Origin of the sequence: Streptomyces prasinopilosus (assembly GCF_001419695.1) — a bacterium.
Lineage (GTDB): Bacteria > Actinomycetota > Actinomycetes > Streptomycetales > Streptomycetaceae > Streptomyces > Streptomyces prasinopilosus.
This window is the reverse complement of record NZ_LIRG01000342.1, coordinates 1-10,962: the sequence shown is the minus strand read 5'-3', so window position 1 is coordinate 10,962 and position 10,962 is coordinate 1. Positions and strand designations below refer to the sequence as shown.

At 72.3% G+C, this 10,962-nt stretch carries 11 protein-coding genes; 7 read left to right on the top strand and 4 right to left on the bottom strand.

Features of this window, described 5'->3' with window-relative positions; all coding sequences use genetic code 11:
* From AOK18_RS15405 to tyrS, 3 genes are all read left to right on the top strand, one after another.
* A partial coding sequence (locus AOK18_RS15405) for a metallopeptidase TldD-related protein (RefSeq protein ID WP_240503190.1) occupies nucleotides 1–372 on the top strand: 372 nt, incomplete at its 5' end.
* A complete protein-coding gene (locus tag AOK18_RS15400; protein ID WP_055694729.1) occupies nucleotides 369–1,772 on the top strand; it encodes a metallopeptidase TldD-related protein in 1,404 nt (467 codons plus the stop codon). The genes AOK18_RS15405 and AOK18_RS15400, both read left to right, overlap by 4 nt.
* 77 nt (nucleotides 1,773–1,849) lie before the next feature.
* Complete coding sequence (gene tyrS, locus AOK18_RS15395) at nucleotides 1,850–3,118, top strand: tyrosine--tRNA ligase (RefSeq protein ID WP_055694731.1); 1,269 nt, start codon at nucleotides 1,850–1,852, stop codon at nucleotides 3,116–3,118.
* A gap of 143 nt (nucleotides 3,119–3,261) precedes the next feature.
* Here the strand turns inward: tyrS and AOK18_RS15390 are convergent, their stop codons facing one another.
* Nucleotides 3,262–3,540 (bottom strand): GlsB/YeaQ/YmgE family stress response membrane protein, encoded by a 279-nt coding sequence (locus AOK18_RS15390; RefSeq protein ID WP_055694728.1) that lies wholly within the window; start codon nucleotides 3,538–3,540, stop codon nucleotides 3,262–3,264.
* A 275-nt stretch (nucleotides 3,541–3,815) separates the two neighbouring features.
* On the opposite strand from AOK18_RS15390, the gene AOK18_RS15385 reads away from it, so the two are divergent.
* Complete coding sequence (locus AOK18_RS15385; protein ID WP_055570629.1) at nucleotides 3,816–4,244, top strand: DUF3099 domain-containing protein; 429 nt, start codon at nucleotides 3,816–3,818, stop codon at nucleotides 4,242–4,244.
* Between the two features lie 233 nt (nucleotides 4,245–4,477).
* Nucleotides 4,478–4,702, top strand: a complete 225-nt coding sequence (locus AOK18_RS15380; protein ID WP_055570630.1) for a hypothetical protein — start codon at nucleotides 4,478–4,480, stop codon at nucleotides 4,700–4,702.
* A gap of 60 nt (nucleotides 4,703–4,762) precedes the next feature.
* Here the strand turns inward: AOK18_RS15380 and moaA are convergent, their stop codons facing one another.
* From moaA to AOK18_RS15365, 3 genes are all read right to left on the bottom strand, one after another.
* Nucleotides 4,763–5,752, bottom strand: a complete 990-nt coding sequence (gene moaA, locus AOK18_RS15375; protein ID WP_055570631.1) for a GTP 3',8-cyclase MoaA — start codon at nucleotides 5,750–5,752, stop codon at nucleotides 4,763–4,765.
* A gap of 168 nt (nucleotides 5,753–5,920) precedes the next feature.
* Nucleotides 5,921–7,549 (bottom strand): solute symporter family protein, encoded by a 1,629-nt coding sequence (locus tag AOK18_RS15370; RefSeq protein ID WP_055570632.1) that lies wholly within the window; start codon nucleotides 7,547–7,549, stop codon nucleotides 5,921–5,923.
* Nucleotides 7,546–7,902, bottom strand: coding sequence for a DUF485 domain-containing protein (locus AOK18_RS15365; RefSeq protein ID WP_055570633.1), 357 nt, complete (start codon nucleotides 7,900–7,902; stop codon nucleotides 7,546–7,548). The genes AOK18_RS15370 and AOK18_RS15365 overlap by 4 nt, the downstream gene beginning before the upstream one ends.
* Nucleotides 7,903–8,167: 265 nt before the next feature.
* Between AOK18_RS15365 and AOK18_RS15360 the strand changes: the two genes are divergently transcribed.
* Together AOK18_RS15360 and AOK18_RS15355 are read left to right on the top strand one after the other, a co-directional pair.
* The gene (locus AOK18_RS15360; protein WP_055694727.1) at nucleotides 8,168–9,724 is read left to right on the top strand and encodes a S8 family peptidase; all 1,557 of its coding nucleotides are present in this window, start codon (nucleotides 8,168–8,170) and stop codon (nucleotides 9,722–9,724) included.
* 108 nt (nucleotides 9,725–9,832) lie between these two features.
* A partial coding sequence (locus AOK18_RS15355; RefSeq protein ID WP_055694726.1) for a CoA transferase occupies nucleotides 9,833–10,962 on the top strand: 1,130 nt, incomplete at its 3' end.

Below are 10,962 nucleotides of genomic sequence, written 5' to 3'. Positions count from 1 at the left end.
CGGCCGGATCCGGCCGGGATGTCGACCGAGGACCTGATCGGGGGCGTGGACCGGGGCGTCTACGTCGTCGGCGACCGGTCGTGGAGCATCGACATGCAGCGCTACAACTTCCAGTTCACCGGGCAGCGCTTCTACCGGATCGAGAACGGGCGGCTCACCGGGCAGCTGCGGGACGTCGCCTACCAGGCCACGACCACCGACTTCTGGGGCTCCATGACGGCGGTCGGGGGGCCGCAGACGTATGTCCTCGGGGGCGCCTTCAACTGCGGCAAGGCCCAACCGGGGCAGATCGCGGCGGTCTCGCACGGCTGCCCGTCCGCCCTCTTCAAGGGCGTCAGCATCTTGAACACCACGCAGGAGGCGGGTCGATGAGCGCGCACACCACCAAGCCGCACGAGATCGTCGAGCGCGCCCTCGCCCTGTCCCGGGCCGACGGCTGTGTCGTGATCGCCGACGAGCGGTCGACCGCCAACCTGCGCTGGGCGGGCAACTCGCTCACCACGAACGGTGTCACGCGCGGGCGCACGCTCACCGTCATCGCCACCGTGGACGGCGCGGAGGGCACCGCGTCCGGCGTGGTGTCCCGGTCGGCGGTGACCGTCGACGAACTGGAGCCCCTGGTGCGGGCCGCCGAGGCCGCCGCGCGGGACGCCGGCCCCGCCGAGGACGCCCGGCCGCTGGTCACGGGGGCGGAGGGGGCGGCCGAGTCGCCCGATTTCACCGAGGCGCCCGCACAGACCTCGTCCGCCGTGTTCACCGGTTTCGCCCCGGCGCTCGGAGAGGCGTTCGCCCGCGCGCGGGCCGGCGGCAGGGAGCTGTACGGCTTCGCCAACCACGAGCTGGTGTCCAGCTATCTCGGCACGTCCACGGGGCTGCGGCTGCGGCACGACCAGCCCGACGGGACGCTGGAGCTCAACGCCAAGTCGCCGGACCGCACCCGGTCGGCGTGGGCGGGCCGCTCCACGCGGGACTTCGGGGACGTCGACCCGGCGGCGCTCGACGCCGAGCTGGCGGTGCGGCTGGGCTGGGCCGAGCGGCGGCTCGAGCTGCCCGCCGGCCGGTACGAGACGCTGCTGCCGCCGACCGCCGTCGCGGACCTGCTGATCTACCAGCTGTGGTCGGCCTCCGGCCGGGACGCGGCCGAGGGGCGCACGGTGTTCTCCAAGCCGGGCGGCGGCACCCGGGTCGGGGAGAAGCTGACCGGACTGCCGCTGACCCTGCGCAGCGACCCGGAGGAGCCGGGTCTGGAGTCGGCGCCGTTCGTGATCGCGCACTCCTCCGGGGGCGACCGGTCGGTGTTCGACAACGGGCTGCCGCTGACGGCCACCGACTGGGTGCGGGAGGGCGAGCTGAACCGGCTGACCACCAGCAGGCACAGCGCGGCCCTCAGCGGGCTGCCGGTGGCGCCGGCGATCGACAACCTGATCCTGGACGGGGGCGGCGACCGCTCCCTGGAGGAGATGGTCGCGGCCACCGGACGCGGGCTGCTGCTGACCTGCCTGTGGTACATCCGCGAGGTGGACCCGGCGACCCTGCTGCTCACCGGTCTGACCCGGGACGGCGTCTACCTCGTGGAGGACGGCGAGGTCGTCGGCGAGGTCAACAACTTCCGGTTCAACGAGTCGCCGGTGGACCTGCTGGGCCGGGCCACCGAGGCGGGGCGTACGGAGAAGACGCTGCCCAGGGAGTGGGGCGACTGGTTCACCCGGGCCGCGATGCCCGCGCTGCGGGTCCCCGATTTCAATATGAGTTCTGTCAGCCGGGGCGTATAACCTCGTTGCTGTCCGGCCCGTCGGCCGACCGGCCGGACGGCAACGAACCGAAGAAGTACCGAGGAGACGCGAGAACCGTGACGGACATCGTCGACGAGCTGAAGTGGCGCGGGCTGTTCGCCCAGTCCACCGACGAGGACGCCTTGCGCAAGGCGATCGCGGACGGTCCTGTCACGTTCTATTGCGGCTTCGACCCGACCGCGCCGTCCCTGCACGTCGGACACCTGGTGCAGGTGCTCACGATGCGCCGGCTCCAGCAGGCCGGGCTCCGGCCGCTGGCGCTGGTGGGCGGTGCCACGGGCCAGATCGGCGACCCCCGCCCGACGGCGGAGCGCACGCTGAACGACCCGGAGACGGTGGCCGGCTGGGTGGACCGGCTGCGTGGCCAGATCGAGCCGTTCCTGTCCTTCGAGGGCGAGAACGCGGCCATGATGGTCAACAACCTCGACTGGACGCAGAACCTGTCCGCGATCGAGTTCCTGCGGGACATCGGCAAGCACTTCCGCGTCAACAAGATGCTGACGAAGGACTCCGTCGCGCGGCGGCTGGAGTCCTCCGAGGGCATCAGCTACACGGAGTTCAGCTACCAGCTCCTGCAGGGCATGGACTTCCTCCAGCTGTACCGGCGCTACGGCTGCACGCTCCAGCAGGGCGGCAGCGACCAGTGGGGCAACCTCACGGCCGGGCTGGACCTGATCCACCGCCTGGAGCCGGACGCCGAGACGCACGCGCTGGCGACGCCGCTGATGACGAAGGCGGACGGCACCAAGTTCGGCAAGACCGAGGGCGGCGCCGTCTGGCTCGACCCGGAGATGACCACCCCGTACGCGTTCTACCAGTTCTGGCTGAACACGGACGACCGGGACGTCTCGGGCTACCTGCGGATCCTGTCCTTCAGGTCCCGCGAGGAGCTGGAGGAGCTGGAGCGGCAGACGGCGGAGCGCCCGCAGGCCCGTGCCGCCCAGCGCGCCCTGGCCGAGGAGCTGACGACCCTGGTCCACGGCGCCGGCCAGACGGCCGCGGTGATCGCCGCCTCGAAGGCCCTGTTCGGCCAGGGCGAGCTGGCGGAGCTGGACGAGCGGACGCTGGCGGCGGCCCTCGCCGAGGTGCCGCACGCCCGGGTCGCCGAGCTCGGCCCGGTCGTCGACCTGTTCGCCGAGGTCGGCCTGGTGGCGAGCAAGTCGGCCGCGCGGCGCACGGTGAAGGAGGGCGGCGCCTACGTGAACAACGTCAAGGTCACCGCCGAGGACGCCGTCCCCGCGAAGGAGGAGCTGCTGCACGGCCGCTGGCTGGTGCTGCGCCGGGGCAAGAAGAACCTGGCGGCGGTGGAGGTCGCGCCCGCCTGAGCGCACCCCGGGTGCGCCGCCCGGGCGTCCTCGGGTGACGTGACGGGGGCGGCCTTCCGGTGGGGCGCGGGATCTCCCGCGTTCCCGGAGGCCGCCCCCGTCGGCGCTCCGGGGCCCGGCGTGCGCGGTGCCCCCGGCGCGCGTCAGGTGCGCTGGGTGCGCCGGCCCTTCATCTGCACGTACAGCATGTCGACGACGAAGACGATGACGACCGCCGCCACCACCTGGAAGATGTGGCGCATCCAGTCGATGCCCGACGTCGCCGCGACCCCGAAGCCGCGTGCGATGGCGTTGCCCGCGAGAGCGCCGAGGATGCCGCAGATGGTGGTCAGCCACAGGGGGCTGTGCTGTTTCCCCGGGATGATCGCCTTCGCGATCAGACCGAGCACGAACCCCACGATGATCGCCCACAACCAGCCCATGACTGCCTCCTGGTACGTCTTGACGCGAGCATTACGGCCAGTGTCGGCCCGGATCCGGCACGCCGCACGTCGGCCGTGCCCCGCGGACCGCGGCGCGGACCGGACGGGCGGGGCGGAGTACGGCCCGTGGCGCGGACGGGGACGCGGGCCGGATGCCCCGGCCTCGTGGGCGGCGGGGGTGCGGCGTAACGTGGTGGGGTGCGGGCCCGGGTCCCGGCCGGTTGCAGGGCGGTCGGAGGCAGGGAGAGTCCGATTCGGGCGGATGGTGGAACGCGATGCGGAAGCTGCATGGCAACGGTGGGGTCCAGGTCTTCCGGATCACCGGCGCCAGAGCGGGGCTTCAGGAGGATGTGCGCGGCCGGCAGCGCCGGTATGTGATCTCGATGATCATTCGCACGATTTCGGTCGTCCTCGCCGCCACGCTCTGGAACGTGGAACGGCACGTCGCGGTCGTGGCCCTGGCTCTCGGCATGCTGCTGCCGTACGTCGCGGTGGTGATCGCCAACGCCGGGCGCGAGAACGCGCCGTCGCTGCCCTCGGCCCATCTGACGCCGCAGATGCGGCCGATGATCACCTCGTCGCGGACGGACGACGGTCCGGCGGAATCCGGGACGGAAGACGTGACGCCCGAGCCCGCCCCCGGCACACGAACGGAGCGGCCCGAGGCCTCGTGGTCTCCGGAACATGACCATGACCGGCCGTAAGCGGAAGACGTTAACCCGCCAAGCTCAAGAAAAGCTCAGATCAATCATGTTGTTCCGGTGCCGGGGGCGGGGTGACCCGTGACATACTTCGTACGCGCTCCGCATCCCCCGTCGGAGCGACGGACCGACGCCGGGCAGCTCCCCCCGTGGCTGCTCGGCGTCGCCTTTTCCCCAGGCTGTCGCCCCCTCGTGGAACGGCGCACCGCGCCGGCCGGGTTAGGGTCGGCGGTGTGATGGACCCCGATCCCGAGACGCCGATCTGTTCCGCGAAGGGCTGCCGTGCCGCCGCCGTGTGGGTGCTCGCCTGGAACAATCCGAAGCTGCACACGCCGGAGCGCCGCAAGACCTGGCTCGCGTGCGAGGAGCACCGGGAGCACCTGTCGCAGTTCCTCGGGGTGCGCGGGTTCCTGAAGGACGTCGTGCGCTTCGAGGAGTGGGCGGCTCCCGAAGGGGCGTAGGCACCGGGGCCGCCGGCTTCGGCGGGCCTCCGGCGTCCTTCCGCGTCTTCCCCGGGGCCTTCAGCCGCCGATCGCCGACATCGGGCGGTCCGGCTGCACGAAGGACGGGTCGTCGAGACCGGCGCCCGCCTTCTTGCCCCACATCGCCCGTTTCCAGATCCGGGCGATCTCCTCGTCGGGGGCGCCGGAGCGCAGGGCGGCGCGCAGGTCCGTCTCCTCGGAGGCGAACAGGCACGTGCGGATCTGTCCGTCGGCGGTGAGGCGGGTGCGGTCGCAGGCCGCGCAGAACGGCCGGGTGACGGAGGCGATGACGCCCACGCGGTGCGGGCCGCCGTCCACCAGCCAGCGCTCGGCCGGGGCCGACCCCCGCGCCTCCTCGCCCTCGGGGGTCAGCTCGAAGCGGGTGCGCAGGGAGGTGAGGATGTCACCCGCGGTGATCATGCCGTCGCGCTTCCAGCCGTGCTGGGCGTCCAGCGGCATCTGCTCGATGAAGCGCAGTTCGTAGTCGTGCTCCACGGCCCAGGCGAGCAGGTCGGGGGCCTCGTCGTCGTTGAGTCCCGGCATCAGGACCGCGTTGACCTTCACCGGGGTCAGGCCGGCCTCGCGGGCCGCGTACAGGCCGTCGAGCACGTCCTGGTGGCGGTTGCGGCGGGTGAGGGTCTTGAAGACGTCCGGGCGGAGCGTGTCCAGGGAGACGTTGACCCGGTCCAGGCCGGCCTCCTTCAGCGCCGCCGCGGTGCGCCGCAGGCCGATGCCGTTGGTGGTGAGGGACATGCGGGGGCGGGGCTCCAAGGCGGCGACGCGCTCGACGATGCCGGCCAGGCCGGGTCGGAGCAGGGGTTCACCGCCGGTGAAGCGGACCTCCTCGATGCCGAGGGAGGTGACGGCGACGCCGACGAGGCGGACGATCTCGTCGTCCGTCAGCAGGTCGGGCTTGGCGAGCCACTGCAGGCCCTCCTCGGGCATGCAGTAGGTGCACCGCAGATTGCACCGGTCGGTCAGTGACACCCTCAGGTCGGTGGCCACCCGGCCGTACGTGTCGATGAGCACGTGGCCCCCCTCCCTCCGCTCGGATCACTCATGCTCCGTACCTGTGAGCCTACGTGACGCCACCGACAAGCCGCAGCGTCCCGATGCCACGAGAAGACGCGCGACGGCCGCGTCGCGGGAACCCGGGAGGTCCCGCGACGCGGCCGGAAGGGGTGCCGACCTGGTCGGTCAGTGGGCGCCGGTGCCGGTCAGCGACCGGACCTCCAGCTCCGCGAACTTCTTGGCGTCGGGCTCCTCCTTCGACAGGACGGTGCCGAGCCAGCCCATCAGGAAGCCGAACGGGATGGAGATGATGCCCGGGTTCTTCAGGGGGAACCAGGCGAAGTCGACGTCGGGGAACATCGCCGTGGGGTCGCCGGAGACGACCGGCGAGAACAGCACCAGCCCGACCGCGACGGTGAGACCGCCGTAGATCGACCACAGGGCGCCCTGGGTGGTGAACCGCCTCCAGAACAGGCTGTAGAGGATCGTCGGCAGGTTGGCGGAGGCGGCGACCGCGAAGGCCAGCGCGACCAGACCGGCCACGTTCAGGTCGCGGGCGAGGGCGCCGAGCGCGATGGAGACGACGCCGATGAAGATGGTCGCCAGGCGGGCCGCCTTCATCTCCTCCTTGTCCGTGGCCTTCCCCTTGCGGATGACGTTGGCGTAGATGTCGTGCGCGAAGGAGGACGACGAGGCGAGGGTGAGGCCGGCGACCACCGCGAGGATCGTGGCGAAGGCGACCGCCGAGATGGTGGCGAGCAGGATCGCGCCCCAGGTCGAGTCGACGCCGCCCAGGTGCAGGGCGAGCAGGGGGGCTGCCGTGTTGCCGGACGGGTTCGAGGCGATGATCTCGTCCCGCGAGATGAGCGCGGCGGCGCCGAAGCCGAGCGCGATGGTCATCAGGTAGAAGCCGCCGATGATGCCGATGGCCCAGTTCACGGACTTACGGGCGGCCTTGGCGTTGGGCACCGTGTAGAAGCGGATCAGGATGTGCGGCAGGCCGGCGGTGCCGAGCACCAGGGCGACGCCCAGGGAGATGAAGTCCAGCTTGGTGGTGCCGCTCGCGCCGTACTGCAGGCCGGGCTCCAGGAAGGAGGCGCCCGCGCCGCTGTTGTCGGCGGCCTTGCCCAGCAGGTCGGAGATGTTGAAGTTGAACTTCAGCAGCACCAGGAAGGTGATCAGGAGGGTGCCGCCGATGAGGAGCACGGCCTTGACCATCTGCACCCAGGTGGTGCCCTTCATGCCGCCGATGGAGACGTACACGACCATCAGGACGCCGACCAGGGCGACGATCAGGATCTTGCCGGCGTCGGAGGTGATGCCGAGCAGCAGCGAGACGAGCACGCCGGCGCCCGCCATCTGGGCCAGCAGGTAGAAGATCGAGACGACGATGGTGGAGGTGCCGGCGGCGGTGCGCACGGGCCGCTGGCGCATGCGGTAGGCGAGGACGTCGCCCATGGTGTAACGGCCGGAGTTCCGCAGGGGTTCGGCGACCAGGAGCAGGGCGACCAGCCAGGCGACGAGGAACCCGATGGAGTAGAGGAAGCCGTCGTAGCCGAAGAGGGCGATGGCGCCGGCGATGCCGAGGAAGGACGCGGCCGACATGTAGTCGCCGGAGACCGCGAGCCCGTTCTGGAAGGCGCTGAACTGGCGTCCGCCCGCGTAGAAGTCGGCGGCGTCCTTGGTCTGCCGGCCCGCCCACACGGTGATGCCGAGGGTCGCGAGGACGAACAGCGCGAACAGGGTGATGATGAGCGGGCGGTGCTCGCTCGCCTCGTTCGCGGCGAGCTGGACGGTGGTCATCGAGGGGCTCATGCGCCGCCCTCCATACGGGTCTTGATGGCCTCGGCCCTGGGGTCGAGATGGGTGGCGGCGTGCCGCGAGTACCACCACGCGATGAGGAACGTGGTGACGAACTGCAGGACACCGAAGACGAAGGCGATGTTGATGTTGCCGAACAGCTTGGTGCCCATGAAGCCGCCCGCGTAGTTCGAGAGCAGCACGTACAGCAGGTACCAGACGATGAAGCCGATGGTCAGGGGGAAGGCGAAGGAACGGTGGGAGCGGCGCAGTTCACCGAACTCAGCGCTCTCCTGCACCTCGGTGAACTCCTCGGGCGTGGGGAGTTTGCGTTCCTCTGCCGAGGGGGGCGGTGCTTCGGCGGCCACGGAGTCTCCTCGCGTTGCGGGTGGTTCAGACGGGGACGGGGGCGAGTGTCCTCGCGCTCCCTGCACAACGTCACGGCGCCACGCGAGGACCGGTTCAACCCCGCACGGGCTTCTTTTGCGCGGACGTCCGCCGAAGACACGGGCGGGAAACCGTTGCTGGCCGGCGAGCGCGCGGGATAGCTTCGCCCTGCACCACCCGTCATGTACCTGCCCGAGCACCATCTGTGTCTCGGGCCGGTTTTGTTTTGGATGATGTGGAGATCCCATGGCTCATCTGCGTTCCAGGCGCCGGCTCGCCCTCGCCGTGCCCGTCGCGCTGTCCCTGACCGCCTCGCTCGGCTTCCTGCCGGCGGTGGCGTCGGCGGCTCCGCAGGCGTCGACGGCCGAACGGACCGACGAGCGGGCGGCGGAGCGGGCGGCGGACGCCCCGGGACTGGCGTACGTCGTCAACACCGGGACGGACCGCCGCACGATCGCGTCGGTGGAGAAGGCGGTCGCCGCGGCCGGCGGGACCGTCGTGGTCACGTACGACCGGATCGGTGTGATCGTCGTCCACTCGGCGAACCCCGGCTTCGCCGAGGAGATGCGCGCCGTGCGCGGAGTGCGGTCGGCCGGTGCGACCCGCACCGCACCGCTGGTCCCCGCGGGGACGACGGACCAGGGCGCGGCGGACTACGTGACGGACGCCGAGGCCGCCAGGACGCGGGCCGCCTCCGCGAAGACCCCCGGCAGCGAACCCCTCGAAGCCGACCAGTGGGACCTGCGCGCGATCGGCGCCGACAAGGCGGCGCGGATCGACCCGGGCAGCCGCAAGGTCACCGTCGCCGTGATCGACACCGGTGTGGACGACTCCCACCCCGACCTCGCACCGAACTTCTCCGCCGCCCAGTCGGCCAACTGCGTGGGCGGCAAGGCGGACACCAGTGAGGGCGCCTGGCGCCCGTACACGGACGAGGACTACCACGGCACCCACGTGGCCGGTGAGATCGCCGCGGCCCGCAACGGCATCGGCGTCGCCGGCGTCGCGCCCGGCGTCAAGGTCTCCTCCATCAAGGTGAGCGACCCTAACAACGGGTTGTTCTACCCGGAGAACGTCGTCTGCGCCTTCGTGTTCGCCGCCGACCACGGCGTGGAGATCACGAACAACAGCTACTACGTCGACCCGTGGCTCTACAACTGCACGGACGACCCGGACCAGCGGGCGATCGTCGACGCGGTCGACCGGGCCCAGAGGTACGCCCAGCGCAAGGGCACCCTGCACGTCGCCTCGGCGGGCAACTCCAACCACGACCTGGCCGCGGACGCGATCGTCGACGCCTCCAGCCCCAACGACACCACACCGGTCGAGCGCACCATCGACCCGTCCGAGTGCCTCGACCTGCCGACCCAGCTCCCGGGCGTCGTCACGGTCAGCGCCACGGGCGTGCAGAACCTCAAGTCGTACTACTCCACGTACGGCAAGGGTGTCGTCGACGTGGCCGCTCCCGGCGGCGACGGGCGCTACCAGACGCCCGACACCCCGTCGAAGAACGGCCGCATCCTGTCCACCATGCCGAACGGCCAGTACGCCTTCCTGCAGGGCACCTCGATGGCCGCGCCGCACGTCGCCGGCGTCGCCGCGCTGCTGAAGTCCAGGCACCCGTGGGCGCCCCCGGCCGCGCTCCAAGCGCTGCTGAAGGCGCAGGCGAACAACCCGGGCTGCCCGGAGTCCTACGACCAGAACGGCGACGGCGTGCAGGACGCCACGTGCGAGGGCGGCAGCCGGGTCAACGGCTTCTACGGCCACGGCATCGTCGACGCGCTGCGCGCGGTGAAGCGCTAGAGCGACGGCGCGGTGACGGGGTGTCCGTCCCGCGGGTGAGCGAGGGGGCCGGGCGGTCGTTCGTCCGGCCCCCTCGCCGTCGGCCGCCCGGTACCGCACAGTGCACCCATGACCGACACCGAACACCCCTCCCCCGGCTCCCGTTCCGGCTCCCGGCTCGCCGCCGCCTGGGCCTCGCTGGGCGGAGACCCGGACCTCCTCACGCGCGTGACGGCCGTCGAACGGCCCGGGGCGCTTCCCGCGCGGCTCCCGGTACGGGAGACGGCGCGCGCCTGCGTGGGCGCGTGCGCGCTGGCCGCGGCCGAACTGGGCGCGCGCCGGGCGCAGTCCGCCCGCCCCGGTCGTCCCCCGGGCTCCGCCGTACCGGCCGTGCGGGTGGACGACGGAGCGGTGGCGGCGGCGTTCGTCAGCGAGCGGCACCTGCTGGTCGACGGGCGGGCACCGGTGTCCTTCGCCCCGCTGTCGCGCTTCTGGCGCACGGCGGACGGGTGGGTGCGCACGCACGCCAACTACCCGCACCACCGGGCCCGGCTGCTCACCGCGCTGGGGACGCCGGACGACCCGGAGACGGTGGCGGCGGTCCTCGCCGGGCGGCCGGCCGCGGAGGTCGAGGAGACCGTGTACGCCGCCGGGGGCCTCGCGGTCGCGCTGCGCACGCCCGCCGAGTGGGCGGCGCACGCGCAGGCGGCGGCGGTGGCGCGGCGCCCGCTGGTGGAGCGCGGGCGGCTGGATTCCGCCCCCGCGCGGACGCTCACCCCCGTGGGCCGTGACCCCCTGCTGCCCGCCGCGGGGCTGCGGGTGCTGGACCTGACCCGGGTCGTCGCGGGCCCCGTCGCCACCCGCACCCTCGCCCTGCTCGGCGCGGACGTGCTGCGTCTGGACCCGCCGGGACTGCCCGAGCTCTCCGACCAGCACACCGACACGGGGTTCGGGAAGCGTTCGGCCCTGCTGGACCTGGCGGCCGGCCGGGACACGTTCGGTGAACTGCTCGCGGCGGCGGACGTGGTGGTCACCGGGTACCGGCCGGGCGCCCTGGACCGCCTGGGACTGTGCCCCGAGGCGCTCGCCGAGCGCCGGCCCGGGGTGGTCGTGGCCCAGTTGTCGGCGTGGGGGGCGGACGGGCCGTGGGGCGGCCGGCGCGGCTTCGACAGTCTGGTGCAGGCGGCGACGGGGATCGCGGTGAGCGAGGGCCAGGCCGGACGGCCGGGGGTGCTTCCGGCGCAGGCCCTCGACCACGG